The sequence below is a fragment of the Arthrobacter sp. CC3 genome, assembly GCF_039907775.1.
Classification (GTDB): Bacteria; Actinomycetota; Actinomycetes; order Actinomycetales; family Micrococcaceae; genus Arthrobacter.
Map to the genome: position 1 here is coordinate 130,589 of NZ_JARCCY010000004.1, position 15,684 is coordinate 146,272.

Annotated in this window: 13 protein-coding genes; 4 read left to right on the forward strand and 9 right to left on the reverse strand. The window is 65.4% G+C overall.

Features of this window, described 5'->3' with window-relative positions; translation table 11 throughout:
• The first annotated feature begins 47 nt into the window (after positions 1–47).
• Together PV761_RS03810 and PV761_RS03815 are read left to right on the forward strand one after the other, a co-directional pair.
• Entirely contained in the window at positions 48–1,058 is a 1,011-nt protein-coding gene (locus PV761_RS03810) for an alpha/beta hydrolase (protein WP_347894519.1), read from the forward strand.
• The gene (locus tag PV761_RS03815) at positions 1,055–2,140 is read left to right on the forward strand and encodes an alpha/beta hydrolase (protein ID WP_347894521.1); all 1,086 of its coding nucleotides are present in this window, start codon (positions 1,055–1,057) and stop codon (positions 2,138–2,140) included. Before PV761_RS03810 ends, PV761_RS03815 begins: the two co-directional genes overlap by 4 nt.
• Here PV761_RS03815 and PV761_RS03820 read toward each other — a convergent pair.
• From PV761_RS03820 to leuA, 3 genes are all read right to left on the reverse strand, one after another.
• Positions 2,137–2,961, reverse strand: a complete 825-nt coding sequence (locus PV761_RS03820) for an isoprenyl transferase (protein ID WP_028269164.1) — start codon at positions 2,959–2,961, stop codon at positions 2,137–2,139. The two genes, PV761_RS03815 and PV761_RS03820, sit on opposite strands and share 4 nt — an antisense overlap.
• Positions 2,962–2,963: 2 nt before the next feature.
• Positions 2,964–3,719 (reverse strand): DNA repair protein RecO, encoded by a 756-nt coding sequence (gene recO / locus PV761_RS03825; RefSeq protein WP_347894524.1) that lies wholly within the window; start codon positions 3,717–3,719, stop codon positions 2,964–2,966.
• A 92-nt stretch (positions 3,720–3,811) separates the two neighbouring features.
• Complete coding sequence (leuA, locus tag PV761_RS03830) at positions 3,812–5,551, reverse strand: 2-isopropylmalate synthase (RefSeq protein WP_028269162.1); 1,740 nt, start codon at positions 5,549–5,551, stop codon at positions 3,812–3,814.
• Positions 5,552–5,805: 254 nt separating this feature from the next.
• On the opposite strand from leuA, the gene PV761_RS03835 reads away from it, so the two are divergent.
• Positions 5,806–7,758, forward strand: a complete 1,953-nt coding sequence (locus tag PV761_RS03835) for a M13-type metalloendopeptidase (protein ID WP_347894526.1) — start codon at positions 5,806–5,808, stop codon at positions 7,756–7,758.
• Between the two features lie 128 nt (positions 7,759–7,886).
• Here PV761_RS03835 and PV761_RS03840 read toward each other — a convergent pair whose 3' ends face one another.
• The 5 genes from PV761_RS03840 to PV761_RS03860 form a co-directional block, all read right to left on the reverse strand.
• The gene (locus tag PV761_RS03840; protein ID WP_347894528.1) at positions 7,887–9,461 is read right to left on the reverse strand and encodes an LCP family protein; all 1,575 of its coding nucleotides are present in this window, start codon (positions 9,459–9,461) and stop codon (positions 7,887–7,889) included.
• 196 nt (positions 9,462–9,657) lie between these two features.
• The gene (era, locus tag PV761_RS03845; RefSeq protein WP_347894530.1) at positions 9,658–10,614 is read right to left on the reverse strand and encodes a GTPase Era; all 957 of its coding nucleotides are present in this window, start codon (positions 10,612–10,614) and stop codon (positions 9,658–9,660) included.
• Positions 10,598–11,941 (reverse strand): hemolysin family protein, encoded by a 1,344-nt coding sequence (locus PV761_RS03850; RefSeq protein WP_028269158.1) that lies wholly within the window; start codon positions 11,939–11,941, stop codon positions 10,598–10,600. Before PV761_RS03850 ends, era begins: the two co-directional genes overlap by 17 nt.
• A complete protein-coding gene (gene ybeY / locus PV761_RS03855; protein WP_028269157.1) occupies positions 11,938–12,411 on the reverse strand; it encodes an rRNA maturation RNase YbeY in 474 nt (157 codons plus the stop codon). Before ybeY ends, PV761_RS03850 begins: the two co-directional genes overlap by 4 nt.
• Positions 12,408–13,496 (reverse strand): PhoH family protein, encoded by a 1,089-nt coding sequence (locus PV761_RS03860; RefSeq protein WP_043437338.1) that lies wholly within the window; start codon positions 13,494–13,496, stop codon positions 12,408–12,410. Before PV761_RS03860 ends, ybeY begins: the two co-directional genes overlap by 4 nt.
• Positions 13,497–13,870: 374 nt before the next feature.
• Between PV761_RS03860 and PV761_RS03865 the strand changes: the two genes are divergently transcribed.
• Positions 13,871–14,833 (forward strand): GerMN domain-containing protein, encoded by a 963-nt coding sequence (locus PV761_RS03865; RefSeq protein WP_347894534.1) that lies wholly within the window; start codon positions 13,871–13,873, stop codon positions 14,831–14,833.
• 72 nt (positions 14,834–14,905) lie between these two features.
• On the opposite strand, the gene PV761_RS03870 is transcribed toward PV761_RS03865, so the two are convergent.
• The gene (locus PV761_RS03870; protein WP_347894536.1) at positions 14,906–15,682 is read right to left on the reverse strand and encodes a 16S rRNA (uracil(1498)-N(3))-methyltransferase; all 777 of its coding nucleotides are present in this window, start codon (positions 15,680–15,682) and stop codon (positions 14,906–14,908) included.
• Positions 15,683–15,684 lie beyond the last annotated feature (2 nt).

Sequence of the window (15,684 nt, forward strand, 5' to 3'; positions counted from 1 at the left end):
GCCCCGGCCCGCTCGCTGCTGTGGCCTGGGTTGTTTAGGCTAATGAAATGAGGTGGCACACAGATATCCTGGGGGACGATTTCGAAGCCTGTTCCTACCAGGCCACGGGCGACGACGGGGTGGAGCGCAACGCTACCCTGGTCCGGCACGCGCCCAAGGGCGAAGGACCGGGGAACGTCCGCCCCGGAGGCCGGCCGCTCCCCCGCCGGGCAGTCCTCTTCCTGCACGGCTGGAGCGATTATTTCTTCAACGTGGAGCTAGCCCGGTTCTGGACAGGCAAGGGCTTTGAGTTTTTTGCCCTCGACATGCACAACCACGGGCGGAGCCTGCAGCCGGATACCCACGGCGGCTATGTGGCCAACCTCGACGACTACGACGCCGAAATCAGCAAGGCAATCGGGATCATGGGTTCCCTCTGGCCGGAACAGGCCGGCGGACTGCCGGTGACCCTGATGGGCCATTCGACCGGCGGCCTCATCGCCGCCCTGTGGGTCAGCCGGCATCCGGGGGTTGTTGCCCAGCTGGTGCTGAACAGCCCTTGGCTGGAAATGCACGGCAATTCCCTGGTTCGGCGCGCCACCCGGTCCATGGTGGGGCCGCTGGCCCGTTACCGGCCGGAGGCTGTCCTGCGGCTCCCGGAGCGCGGTTTCTATTGGCGCAGCATCAGCAGCGAGGCCGAGGGTGAGTGGACACTGGACAACAAGTACCGGCCGCCCCTGGCTTTTCCCGTCCGGGCGGGCTGGCTCAGTGCTGTCCTGGCCGGGCATTCCCGGGTGGCCCGTGGACTGCGGATCGACATTCCCATCCTGGTGCTTCTGTCCGAAACCAGCGAGAACGGCATGTTCTGGACCGAAGCCATGCGAAGGGCGGACGCGGTGCTGGACGTGAACACGATCGCGATCAGGGCCATGGCCCTGGGCCGGACAGTCACCCTGGAACGGATTGACGGCGCCCTCCACGATGTCTTCCTGTCTCCGCCGCACGTCCGGGCCGACGCGTATGCCCGGCTGGGCCGCTGGATCCGGGGCTACGTGCTGGACGACGGCGGCCCGGAGTGAAGGCTGCTGCGCCGGTGGCGCCGCGCTGGCTGCCCGACCAGCTCGGTTCAGCTTTCGAGTCCCTGGCACTGCCGCTGCCCGACGACGACGAAGGCGAGGTTTGTGCCACGCTGGTGCGCCATGTGCCGGCCGCGCCGGCTGGTCCGCCCGGCTTTCTTGCGGCGCTGCGGAACAAGGGCTGCCGAACGTTGGCCTGGCCGGTCCCGGACTCGGCGGCACGCAACACTCCCGGGCATCCCGCGGCCGTCATCTACCTGCACGGCTGGGCGGACTACTTCCTGCAGTCCGAACTGGCTGAATACGTCGGTGCCCACGGACTGTACTTCTATGCGCTGGACCTGCGGAAATTCGGGCGCAGCCTGCGGAACTGGCAGACGCCGGGCTACACCACGGACCTGGCCGTGTATGACGAAGACATCGCCGCCGCCATGGATGCGATCCGGACGGATGTGGCGGAGCGCACCGGCCAGGCCGGGGACCCTTCCATCCACATGCTGGCGCATTCACTGGGCGGGCTGATTGGTGCGCTGTGGGCAGACCGCAATCCGGGCGCGCTGGGGAGCCTTGTCCTGAATGCGCCGTGGCTGGAGCTCCAGGGCAGCAGCCTGATCCGAAACATCGCCATGCACCTGGTGGAGCCGATCGCGCGGACGGATCCGCGGCGGCCCTTCCGTTTTCCGGAAATGCCCGGCTACTGGGAGAGCGTCAGCGACCAGGCCCACGGCGAGTGGTTCCTGGATCCGCAGTGGCGCCCGACAGCGTCGTTCCCCATTCGCGCGGGCTGGACCCGGGCGGTCCTGGCCGGTCATGCCGCCGTCGAACGGCGCCTGGACATTGCGGCGCCGGTCCTGGTGATGCTTTCTGACCGCACCAAAATCCAGGCCGAATGGTCTGAGGAGCTCATGTCCGCAGACGCCGTGATTGATGTAGAACAGACAGCCCGCCGCGCCCTCGGCCTGGGACGCCGGACTGCTGTATTCCGGTATCCGGGAGCCATCCACGACGTCTTCCTCTCACGCCGTGAACTGCGCCAGGAGGCGTACCGGGACCTGGTGGCCTGGCTGCATTCCCATTCCGGCTAAGCGCCGGCCGGGGCCGCATCCACAGCGCCGCCGTACCGGCGGTCCCGCCGGGCGTAGACTTCGACGGCGTCCCAAAGCGTGCGGCGGTCGACGTCGGGCCAGAGCGTGTCCATGAAGACGAACTCCGCATAGGCGGACTGCCACAGCATGAAGTTGGAGAGACGCTGCTCGCCGGAGCTTCGGAGGAAGAGGTCGACGTCCGGCAGGTCCGGCTCGTCCAGGTACTTCTGGATGGTCCGCTCGGTGATGGCGCCCGGTTTGAGCCTGCCGGCCGCCACGTCTTCGGCGATGGCCGTCACCGCATCGGCGATCTCGGCGCGGCCGCCGTAATTAACACACATGGTCAACGTACACGTGCTGTTGCCCCGCGTGTAGTCCTCCGCCTCTTCCAGCTCGCGGATCACCGAGCCCCAAAGCCGGGGCCGGCGACCCGACCAGCGGATGCGGACGCCCCATTCATCCAGCTGGTTCCGCTGGCGCCGTAGCACATCCTTGTTAAAACCCATCAGGAAGCGGACTTCCTCCGGGGAACGCCGCCAGTTCTCCGTGGAGAACGCATACACCGTGACGTACTTGATGCCCAGTTCAATGGCACCTGCCACAACGTCCAGCAGTGCCGGTTCGCCGGCCTTGTGCCCTTCGATCCGCGGCAGCCCGCGCTGGTTGGCCCAGCGGCCGTTGCCGTCCATCACGATCGCCACGTGCTGCGGGATGAATTCCTCGGGAATCGACGGCGGCACGGCCCCGGAGCTGTGCGGATACGGGGCTGTCACCGGTGCGGTCCGCTGCCGGACGGGAGTTTTCTTCTTTCCAAGGGCCACAGTCAGCTACGCTCCACATGTTTAAGTGATTTCAGCACACGTTCAAGATGCCATTGCAGATAGCTGGCCACCAAACCGGCGGCCTCCCGCCGGTGGACAGCAAGGGAAGCATCCGCCGTCGTCCAGTCCCCGGTCAGCAGAGCCCCGAGCAGGAAAACCGTCTCGGCTGCGGGCGCCGGCGATCCGGGCGGACGGCAGTTGGCGCACACCATGCCGCCCAGCGGGGCTGAAAAGGCGGTGTGCGGCCCCGGCGCACCGCAGCGGGCGCACACCGTGAAGCTGGGGGCCCATCCCCCCGTTGCAAGGGCGCGCAGGAGATACGAGTCGAGGATGAGTTCGGCGGTGTGCTCGCCGCGGCTCAGCGAGGCCAGCGCCCCGACCAGCAGGTTGTATTGCGCGGTTCCGGCTTCGCCGTCCACGTCTGTCAGCTTCTCGGCGGTCTCGGTCATGGCCGCCGCCACCGTATAGCGGCCATAGTCCGCCGCGATGTTGCCGCCGTAGGCGCCCTTGGCCACAGCCTGCGTGACGATGTCCAACGTCCGGCCGGAAATCAGCTGCAGGTCGGCCACCATGAACGGTTCCAGCCGGGCGCCGAAGCGGCTGCTGGTGCGCCGCACGCCCTTCGCCACCGCGCGGACCTGGCCGTGGTGCTTCGTCAGGAGCGTGATGATCCGGTCCGCTTCGCCCAGCTTGTGGGTACGCAGCACCACGGCATCATCGCGGTATGCGCGCGCAGAGAAGGAGGATTGTTGGGCCACGGTTAATCTTTGCACTGACTCTCTGGTTAACGCGGCTGCTGCGCCACCGGATTGCTCCGGGGCGCAGCAGCTCAGCGGATCGAACAGTCAGTTTAGGCCTGTGCGTCCCGGATCGCACGGTTGACGGCGGAGACAACTGCCTTCAGCGAGGACGTGGTGGTGTTGGAGTCAATGCCGACACCCCACAGCACCCGGTCGCCCACCGTGCATTCAACGTACGCGGCCGCACGGGCATTGCCGCCTTCGGAGAGTGCGTGCTCACTGTAGTCCAGCACGCGCACGTCCACGCCGTCCTGGCCCAGGATCCCCAGCAACGCCGCGATCGGGCCGTTGCCTGTGCCGGTGCGGCGAACCTGGACACCGTCCACCGTGACGGTCGCATGCAGCGTCATGGTGCCGTCGTCGTCCGTTTCCGTGCTGAACGAACCCAGCGAGTAGCGGCCCCACTGGCCGTCGCCCTTGCTGGAGGGCAGGTACTCGTCCTGGAAGATCTGCCACAGCTGGGATCCGCTGACTTCGCCGCCAACAGTGTCCGTCCGCTTCTGGATGACGCCGGAAAATTCGATCTGGGCGCGGCGCGGCAGGTCCAGGCTGTGCTCGTTCTTCAGCAGGTAGGCCACGCCGCCCTTGCCGGACTGCGAGTTGACGCGGATGACGGCTTCGTAGCTGCGTCCGAGGTCCTTGGGATCAACCGGCAGGTACGGAACCTGCCAGGTGTAGTCGGCCACATCCTTGCCGGCCGCCGCGGCGTCCTTTTCGAGCGCTTCAAAGCCCTTCTTGATGGCATCCTGGTGCGAACCGGAGAACGCGGTGAAGACCAGGTCCCCGCCGTACGGGGAGCGCTCCGCGACCGGCAGCTGGTTGCAGTACTCCACGGTCCGGCGGATGTCGTCGATGTCCGAGAAATCGATCATGGGGTCGATGCCCTGGACGAACATGTTCAGGCCCAGCGTGACGAGGTCCACGTTGCCGGTCCGCTCGCCGTTGCCGAACAGGCATCCTTCGATCCGGTCGGCGCCGGCCAGGTAGCCCAGTTCGGCGGCGGCAACACCGGTACCGCGGTCGTTGTGCGGGTGCAGGGAGAGAATGATGCCCTCGCGGGGGTGCAGGTTGCGGCTCATCCACTCGATGGAATCGGCGTAGACGTTGGGGGTGGCCATTTCCACGGTTGCCGGCAGGTTGATGATGACCTGGCTGTCAGCCGAGGCTTCGAAGACATCGGCCACAGCGTTGCAAACGCGGACGGCGTATTCGAGTTCCGTGCCGGTAAAGGATTCGGGAGAGTACTCGTAGGTGATGTGCGTGTCCGCCAGCGTTTCCTCGTACTTCTTGCACAGGCGGGCGCCCTGGAGCGCGATGTCCAGGATGCCGTCCTCGTCCTGGTTGAACACCACGCGGCGCTGCAGGACCGAGGTGGAGTTGTACAGGTGGACGATGGCCTGCTTGGCGCCGACCAGGGATTCGTAGGTCCGCTCGATCAGGTGCTCGCGGGCCTGGGTCAGCACCTGGATGGTGACGTCATCCGGAATGTGGTTGCCCTCGATCAGCTGGCGGACGAAGTCGAAGTCAGTCTGCGAGGCAGACGGGAAGCCGACCTCGATCTCCTTGTAGCCCATGCGGACCAGCAAATCGAACATCTTCATCTTGCGGGCCGGGCTCATGGGATCGATCAGGGCCTGGTTGCCGTCCCTGAGGTCCACGGCGCACCAGCGCGGGGCCTTGGTGATGACCTTGTCCGGCCAGGTCCGGTCCGGCAGTTCAACACTGATCTGGTCCTGGAACGGGATGTAGCGGTGGACGGGCATTCCTGAGGGCTTTTGTGCGTTTCGCATTACTATCTGGGCCTTTTCTGTGGTTCCTATGTGAAAGGTGGCCGGGCAACACAAACTCCGCGACGAGGATTGGCCTTGCGCTAGATCGCGTCTGAGGCCTCGCCGCGGCAGCTAAGAAGAAGGAGTTCTGCGCGCACCATTTCACACTAACACGGGTGCGTAAGATGAAGGAGCAACACCTCCAGCAACGTCCACCATGCAGACGCTGCCCCCGGTGCCAGCGCCGTGGGCAGCCTTCACCTGAAGGAGCACTTGTGCCAAACTCGGGGATCGACCTGTCCAACATCGACCACACCGTCCGGCCGCAGGATGACCTGTACCGGCACATCAACGGCGCGTGGCTGAAGAGCACCACCATCCCGGACGACCGCCCCCTCGAAGGAACCTTCACGGCCTTGCGGGACGGCTCCGAACTGGCGGTCAGGGAAATCATCGAAGAAGCCGCCGCACGCGGCGAAGATGGCAGCGGCATCGAACGTAAGGTCGGGGACCTCTACAACAGCTTCATGGACGAAGCCACAGTGGAGGCCAAAGGCATGGACCCCATCCGGGAACGGCTTGCAGCCGTCTTCGCCACACAGTCAGCCAGGGACGTCATCGAACTGGCCGGAAGGCTCTTCCGTTCCGATGTTTCCGGGCTTTTCTACATTTATCCGGCCCCCGATGCTGGCAACCCGGACCGGATCCTGCTGTACACCGGCCAGGGCGGCCTCGGTTTGCCGGATGAGTCGTACTACCGCGAAGAGAAGTTCGCCCCGATGGTGTCGGCCTACCGGGAGCACGTCCGGACCATGCTTGGCCTCGCGGGAACCGCGGACCCGGAAGGTGCCGCGGACCGGGTGGTCCGGCTGGAAACAGCCCTTGCCTCGCATCACTGGGACAACGTGACCCTGCGCGATCCGCAAAAAACGTACAACCTGAAATCCGCCGAAGAGGCCGGTGAGCTGTTCCCGCTCTTGGACGCGTGGTTCGAAGCCGCCGGAATCGCTGCCGAAAAGCGCGCGGAGATCGTGGTCAGCACCCCTGACTTCTTCGCCGGGGCGGCCGGCCTGCTCGAAACCGAACCCCTGGAGGCGTGGCAGGATTGGCTGGCCATGCGCGTTGTCAGTTCTGCCGCACCGTATCTCGCGGCCGAATTCGTGGACGCGAACTTCGCGTTCTATGGCACCACCATCAGCGGCACGCCGCGTAACAAGGACCGCTGGAAGCGCGGCGTCGCCGTCGTCGAAGCCTCCCTGGGCGAGGCGGTCGGCCAGATCTACGTTGCCCGGCACTTTCCCGAGACCCACAAAGCCCGCATGCAGACCCTCGTGGGCAATCTCATCGAGGCCTACCGCGAGAGCATCACCGGGCTCGCCTGGATGGGTGAGGACACCAAACTCGAAGCCCTCAAAAAGCTCGAGGCGTTCCGTGCCAAGATCGGCTACCCCGATGAGTGGATTGACTACTCCGCCGTGGAGATTGACCCCAGCGACCTTCTTGGCAACGTTGAGCGCGCACACAACGCCGACGTCGACAGGCACCTGGACGAGGTGGGCAAGCCCGTTGACAAGAACAAATGGCTGATGACGCCGCAGACAGTCAATGCGTACTACCACCCGCTCCTGAACGAGATCGTGTTCCCGGCAGCGATCCTGCAGGCCCCGTTCTTCACGGCCGACGCCGACGACGCCGTCAACTACGGCGGCATCGGTGCTGTGATCGGACACGAGATCGGACACGGCTTCGACGACCAGGGCTCGCAGTTCGACGGCGGCGGCGCCCTCCGCAACTGGTGGACCGAGGATGACCGCACGGCGTTCGAGGCCCTGACGTCCAAGCTGGTGGCCCAGTTCGACGCGTTGTCGCCCACCGCAGCCCCTGGCCACCACGTCAACGGCAAGCTCACCCTCGGGGAAAACATCGGCGACCTGGGCGGCCTCACCATCGCCTACAAGGCCTACCTGATCAGCCTCGACGGCGCCGAGCCTCCGGTGCTGGACGGCCTGACCGGACAGCAGCGGTTCTTCGCCTCGTGGGCTGCGGGCTGGCGGCAGGTCATCCGGAATGAGGAAGCCATCCGCAGGCTCGCCACGGACCCGCACTCCCCCAACGAGTTCCGCACCAATGCCATCGCCAAGAACCTTGACGCCTTCCATGAAGCCTTCGGTGTATCGGAGCAGGACGGCATGTGGTTGCCCGTGGAGGACCGGGTCAGCATTTGGTGACCGGGTCCTAACGACGAGACCTGCGGGGCCGGCCACTGTTTGTGGCCGGCCCCGCAGCTCTTTGCATGGGGCACGTCGGCAAACCGACGCCGTCCCCTGTGCCGCTGAGCCGCGGTGCCGCTGTGCCTCTACCGAGTGATCAATTCCGGGTTGGCCTGCTGGCAGACCGTGTCCCCGGCAGTCTGATTGACTATGTCGTTGGGGAGCGCCACGGCGCCCAGCTTTGTTCCGGACATGAAGTCGGTGCCAAGGTAGACCTGCACGCCGCTGACCCCGGTGGCGGGGAGGACCTGCGTGGCGGGAATCTCAAGCAGTGCCGCGACGTCAGCGGCCACGTCCTCGAAGCCGGGTCCGTAATACACCGCCGTCTTCTCGACGGACTGCGCCACCAGCGGAGCCACCTGGGTGAAGCCACCGGCGATAATTGCCTGGGTGATCTCCTGGGTCCGCGCCGGAACTCCTGTACCGTTCGCGACGGTCACCGGCTGCAGCGCCTTGTCGTAGGGCGGCAGCGGGGTTGCAGTTGGCGTCGACGTGGACGGTGCGGGTGCTGACTCGGTGGGTGCCGCGGTGGGGCTCGGCGACGCCGTCGGGTCCGTCAGGTCAACGTCCTTGCGCAATGCGGCGAAAAGCTGCGAGGCGGCCGGCTCGGCAACCGTGAGCCGGTTGGGATCGCTGGGCGCCGCCGTGGTGGGAACGGCCACGAACGCCACCTTGCTGATGTCAATGTTCTTGAGGCGGTTGCCGATGGTGAGCAGTGACGGGACGGACGCCAAACCATCGTCCACTGTGAGGTTCTGGGTGACGACGTCGGCGATCTTGAGCATCTTCTGGGGGTCGGACAGCGTGCCGTCATCCTTGATCTTGCGGGTGAGGGAGGACAGGAAGCCCTGCTGTGCCTTGATGCGGCCAAGGTCGCCGCCGTCCGCGAACGCATGCCTGGTCCGCAGGTAGGCCAGTGCCTGCTCGCCCTGCACCTGCGAAGTTCCGGCAGGGAGCCGCAGGCGGGAGTCGGGGTCATACACGGCGTCGCTGATGCAGACTTCCACGCCGCCCACGGCGTTGGAAAGTTCCTTCACGGCGTTGAAATCGGCCATCATGAAGTGATCGATTTCCAGGCCGGTGATCTTGTTCACCGTATCCACCGCACAGCCGATTCCGGCCTGCTTCATGGCTTCGTTGATCATCACTCCGCTCTGGGCGGGGTACGACTGCTTGGTCTTCTGGTCCGTGCACTCCGGGATGTCCACCAGCAGGTCGCGGGGGAAGCTGATGACGCTGACCCGCTTGTTGTCCGCAGAGATGTCCATCATCATCATGACGTCCGACTGGCCGTAGCCGGTTGAATCCTCGGCGGTGCCGTATTCCGAGTTCTTGCCGTCCCGGGTGTCTGAGCCCAGGATCAGGATCTGCATCCGGTCCTTGGAGTCGTTGACGGGATCCTCGGTGCGGCTGCTGCCGGCACCCAGAGGCGCTTTGTTGATGTTCAGCTGCAGCCTGATGACCCAGAAGGCGGCGAATGCCAGTCCTCCAACAAGGAGCAGGGCCACAATGGCGCTGGCCACTTTGAACCAGGCGGGTTTGCCCCGCATGGCGCCGAGGTGCCGGGCCGGGCCCATGGCCTTGTTGTCAGAGTGCCGGGCGGCGGCGTCGGACCCTGGCGAACCAATGCCTTGTCCGGGAGTGTCTCGGCGTCGCACCACGTGGTGTTACCTTCCTCTATAAAACGGGTTCGGTCCATTTTAGTGGCCGAGACTGGGAAAATGCCCGATGCCCGGAGGCCGCCGTCGTGCGGGCCCGGCCGGGCATGCCTGGCAGCAGCCGGGTAGTGCCCGGGCAGCAGCCGGGTAGCAGCCACTCTCCGGTGGACCCGGTGGCTGCCGCAAACCGTGATGCGGGTTAGAAACCGAGCTTGACCAGCTGCTTCGGATCCCGTTGCCAGTCCTTGGCCACCTTGACGTGCAGGTCAAGGTAGATCCGCGTTCCGAGCAGCGCTTCGATCCCCTTGCGTGCAGTGGTGCCGACTTCCCGCAGCCGGGCGCCACCCTTGCCGATAATGATGGCTTTCTGGGACGGCCGCTCCACGTAAAGGTTGACCCGGACGTCGAGGAAGGGGCTGTCCTCGGGCCGGCCCTCGCGGGGAACAATCTCCTCGACCACGACGGCGAGGGAGTGCGGAAGTTCGTCGCGGACGCCCTCCAGGGCGGCTTCACGGATCAGTTCGGCCACCATGACGGCTTCTGGCTCGTCAGTAAGGTGCCCGTCCGGATACAGCGGCTGGGACGGCGGCATGTGGCTGATCAGGATGTCCGCCACCGTGCTCACCTGGAAGCCGTCGGTGGCCGACACCGGAACGATGTCCTTCCAGCCGTCCTCGCCGAGGACTTCGCTTCCCAGTGCGGCGACGGCAAGCAGCTGTTCGGTCAGCGCCTGCCGGTCCACGAGGTCGGCCTTGGTCACAATTGCGATGATGGGCTTCTTGCCTACCGCGGCCAGCTGCGCGGCGATGAAGCGGTCGCCGGGGCCGATCTTCTCGTTGGCCGGAAGGCAGAAGCCGATGGCGTCCACTTCGGAAAGGGTGTCCGCCACGAGGTCGTTGAGGCGCTTGCCAAGCAGCGTCCGCGGCCGGTGCAGGCCGGGAGTGTCGACGAGGATCAGCTGGGCGTCGTCCCGGTGCACGATTCCACGGATGGTGTGGCGCGTGGTCTGCGGCTTGGCCGAGGTGATGGCCACCTTCTTGCCCACCAGGGCGTTCGTCAGTGTGGACTTACCGGCGTTCGGCCTGCCCACAAGGATCGAAAATCCGGCACGGAAGCCGCCAAAGGCCTCGCCGTCCGCTTTATTCTGCTTGCTCACGTGGAACTCCCTGTTGCGTTGTTTCGGCCTCGTCGAGTAGGTCTTCAAGGTCAGTTTGTTCTGGAACAGCGCCCTTTGCAACGGGCGCCGCGATGATGTGGCTGACCCGGTTGCGGCGGCCTTCCAGCCGGTCGGCCCGCAGCGAGATCCCGTCCACTTCGACGGTGCTTCCGACGATGGGAACCCTGCCGAGGGCCTTGGCCAGCAGGCCGCCGACGGTGTCCACTTCGTCGTCGTCGAGCTCCACATCAAAAAGCTCACCGAGGTCGTCGATGCCCATCCGGGCACTCACCCGGTAGCTGCCGTCACCCAGCGCGACGGCCTCGGCGCTCTCGGTGTCGTACTCGTCCACGATCTCGCCGACGATCTCCTCGATCAGGTCCTCGAGGGTGACCAGGCCGGCCGTTCCGCCGTACTCGTCGATCACGATCGCGACATGCGTGGATTCCTTCTGCAGTTCGCGGAGCAGGTCGCTGACCTGTTTGGACTCCGGCACGTAGCGGACTTCGCGGGCAAGTTCATCCACGATGGGGGGTTCCTCCCCCGGGCGGAGGCTGTGCAGCGCCGCGGCGACATCCTTGAGGTAGACGATGCCCAGGATCTGGTCGGTGTTGTCCCGGATGACGGGGATCCGGGAGTAGCCCGACCGCAGGAACAGGGACATGGCCCGGTGCAGGCTCGAGCCGGCGTCGATGCTCAGGATGTCCGTCCGGGGCACCATCACGGCACGCACCAGGGTGTCACCGAAGTCGAAGACGGACTGGATCAGTTCGGCCTCGTTGTCCTCGATCATGTCCGATTCGGTGGCCCGGTCCACGAGCTCGCGGAATTCCTCTTCACTGAACGAAGCCTCATCAACGCCGCGCCCGCCCGGTGCCACGGCGCTGCCCAGGGCGACCAGCCAGCCGGGGATGGGACCCAGGACCCAGCACAGGAAACGGATGACCGGCGCAGTCGTACGTGCGACAGCGGCAGCGTGCGCGCGGCCCAGTTGTCGAGGCGAAACGCCCACAATCACGAAGCCCACGACGGCCATGATGCCGGTGGCAGCCAGTCCGGCGAGCCACACGCTGTCCCACAGGCTGTGCAGGAGGACCGCGACTGCCACGGCCGAGGCCATTTCGAACCAGATGCGCCAGAACCTCAGGGAGCGCATGTGCGCCATCGGCTGGTCCAGGATGCGTTTGAGGGCCTGCCCGTCGCTGCGGAGAACAGCTTCTTCGGCGTCGTGGCGGGGCAGGAAATTAAAGGCGGACTCCGCCGCTGTCAGCAGGGCGGCGAAACTGAGGAAGACCACCGCCATGCCAACGAGGATCAGTGGGGTCACTGCATCGTCTCTGACGGGGCTTCTTTGCCGGTGAAGCCCTCAAGCAGCTCCCGCTGCAGGCCGAACATCTCTTCTTTTTCTTCGGGGTCGGCGTGGTCGTAGCCCAGGAGGTGCAGGATCCCGTGGGTGGTCAGCAGCAGCATCTCGTCCTGGGTGGAATGTCCGGCGTTGCGTGCCTGGACTTCCGCCACCTGCGGGCACACGGCAATATCGCCGAGCATGCCCTGCGGCGTCGGCTTGTCCGGCGTACCCGGAGTCAGTTCGTCCATGGGAACGGACAGGACGTCGGTGGCGCCGGGCTCATCCATCAGCTCGATATGGAGTTTTTCCATGGCGGGTTCGTCCACGAGGAGGATGGAAAGCTCGGCCTGGGGGTGGATGTACAGGCGTTCGAACACATACCGGGCCAGGGCAACCAGCTGGGCTTCGTCCACCCGGACGCCTGATTCGTTGTTTACTTCGATGCTCATGCGTGTTCTCCCCGCTTCTCCCGGGGCACGGAATGCTTCACCCGGTTCCTTTGTGCCTCATCCCAAATGCCGTAGGCGTTGACAATGTCGCCGACGAGGCGGTGGCGCACTACGTCTGAGGCGTCCAGCACGCTGAAGTTGACGTCGTCAATGCCCTGGAGGATCTCCTCCACGATCCGGAGGCCGGAACGGGTGCCGAACGGCAGGTCCACCTGCGTGACGTCCCCGGTGACCACCATTTTGGAGCCGAACCCGAGGCGGGTCAGGAACATCTTCATCTGCTCCGGCGTGGTGTTCTGGGCTTCGTCGAGGATGATGAACGCGTCGTTGAGCGTTCGGCCGCGCATGTAGGCCAGCGGGGCCACTTCAATGGTGCCCGCCGCCATCAGCCGCGGGATGGACTCCGGGTCCATCATGTCGTGGAGCGCATCGTAGAGCGGCCGCAGGTACGGATCGATCTTGTCGCTGAGCGTCCCGGGCAGGAAGCCCAGCCGTTCGCCGGCCTCCACCGCCGGCCTGGTGAGGATGATGCGGCTGACTTCCTTCTGCTGCAGGGCCTGGACGGCCTTTGCCATGGCGAGGAAGGTCTTGCCGGTGCCGGCCGGTCCGATTCCAAAGATCACCGTGTTCGCGTCGATGGCGTCCACATAATTCTTCTGGTTCAGGGTCTTCGGCCGGATCGTCTTGCCACGGCTCGAGAGGATGTTGTAGGTCAGCACCTCAACGGGGTTCTGGAGCGACTGGCTCCGGAGCAGGGCAGCGAGCTGCTGCAGCACCGCCGGTGTGATGACTGTGCCCCGGTCAACGAGGCCCCTTACTTCATGGAGCAGGCGCATGATCCTGGGAACGTCGGCCGCGGGGCCGCTGATGGCCAGTTCATTGCCGCGGACATGGAAATCCACGGCAGGAAACTGTTCCTCGATAAAACGGAGGGCCTCGTCGTGACTGCCGAGGGACTGAACCATCTGTTCGGAGTTGTCGAAGATGACCACCTCCGTCCGGACACCGGGAAGACTGTGGGGAAATTCACCTGTGGTGCGCTCACCGGCGCTGAACCGGGGCCTTCCGTTTGTTGCTTCAGTCATGGTGCCGGCCTGCGGGCCTCTGGTCCCCTCCAGTTAGGAAAATTGTTTCTCTGGCCGATCACTTCGCCCCCGCTGCTTCAGCGTCGGACTCCGTGCGCGGCCGAGTCCTTATATCTTACGCCAGTAAGCCGTCCAGGGGCCGCGGGGCGTGCCCGCCAGGCATTTGGCCGCGACCGCTTCGTTGCAGATTCCCGTCATTAGGTATCAACTTCGTATCGGCCTCGTATCGTTCCCGTTGCAGTTCGGCAATCCGTCCGCAAACGCCGCAGGGCGCCTGGAACTCTATGTAATGCTGGAATCCATCGCGGGCTTTCGCCCGCCACGGACCACTTCATCGACAACGTTTATAGGACAGGGCAGGTACCGGGATCACCATGGAGAGCAGGAACCCACGACGCCGGCAGGCAGCAGGAGGCAGGCGGAAACGTTCCGCCGTGCTCCTGTTTGTGCTGCCCGCCGCCATGGTGCTGTCCTCCTGCGTCGCCACTCCCCAGCCGTCCACAAACACCGCTGCCAGCACGCCCCAGACCGTCACCGGGTCCGCCACCGCGGGCGTTCCCAGCACGAGTGCTCCACTGGAAACCACGCAGGCTTCCAACAAGGCACCGGTGTACTGGATCGGGCGCAGCAACGAGAACGTCTTCCTGTACCGCGAATTCCGCGATGTCCCGGAGCAGGAAAACCCGGTGACCAGGGCCCTGCGCTCCATGATGTCGGATAAGCCGCTGGATCCCGACTACTTCACGCCGTGGCAGAACCCGAAGAAGCTGGCTACGTCGATTTCCGGCAAGAACGTCATCACGGTGGACGTCTCACCGGATGCCTTCAACAGCAACCTCGACGAGGACATGGCCAAGCGCGCCATCCAGCAGCTGGTCTACACGGCAACGGCCGCGGGAGCGAGCTCAGGGCTGGTGGACTCGGGCCAGCAGATCCAGGTGGTCATCCTGGTTGACGGGCACACGGATTACCTGGCCTTCAACCACGTTCGGCTCGGCAGCCCCACTCCCCGCGGGGCGGGCATGGTGGCTCCGGTATGGATCATCGATCCCCAGGAGGGTGTGGGCGTCCCCGACGGCAGTGTCAAGATCAGCGGACGAAGCACGCTGCCCGGGGGAAAACTCAAGTGGAAAATCCTGAAAGTCGACGGCAGCAGTGACAAGACGGCCTATTTGGGCGGCGATGTCACCGCCTCGGCAGACCAGGCACAGTCCGGACTCTTCTCGCTGAATGTCAACCTGGCACCTGGAAACTATGAGATCCGGGTATTCCAGGCCGACCCCGGGAAACCCGACCGGGAACTGAACGTGGACTCCCGCGGTTTCAAGGTTGCCTAGCGCCTGAGCGCTTCCCCCTGGAGGGGCAACGCCACGTGGCGCCCGTGGACAGCCGCTGCCGGTGTCCGGTGGCTACCAGCGGCCCAGGATGTCGCTGGCGAGGACGGTGGCGGCCGGTCCTGCCGTGGACGACCTCAGCACGTGGTGGCCCAGAAGCGCCGTCACGGCGCCGGCCCCGCACAGCCGGGTGACCTCCCGCGGACTGATGCCGCCTTCGGGCCCCACAATCAGCAGGATTTCGCGCGGCCCCGGCACCGGTGCACCGGAGTTGTTCCCGCACCACGCCTCGAGCACGCTCCGTAGCGGGCGCACGGCATCCTCATGGAGGATGATGGCCAGGTCCGCGGCGGAGACTGCCGCCTGAAGTCCGGCACCGTCGACGGCGGCCCGGACTTCGGGAATCCAGGCCCGCCGCGCCTGTTTGGCAGCTGCAGTCACCACGGACTGCCATTTGGCATGGGCCTTCGCGGCCCGTTCGCCTTTCCATCGGACGATGGACCGTTCGGACTGCCACGGGATGATGGCGTCGATCCCCAGTTCGGTGGCGGTTTCTGCGGCGAGTTCGTCCCGGTCGCCTTTGGCCAATGCCTGGACCAGGACCAGGCGGAGGTCCGGGCGCTCCTCGGTGTCGAGGACGGAACACTCCACTGTCAGTTCACCCTGGCCAACGGCGGCGACCGTGCCGGTCAGCCTTTTGCCAGCGCCGTCGGCGATGTCAACGGACTCCCCCACGGCAATCCGCTTGACGGTGACCGCATGCCTCGCTTCTGCGCCTTCGAGGACAAAGTGCGAACCGGGAGCCTGGTGGTCCAGGGCTCCGGGGGTTGCGAAAAAGACCGGGTTGCTCACCG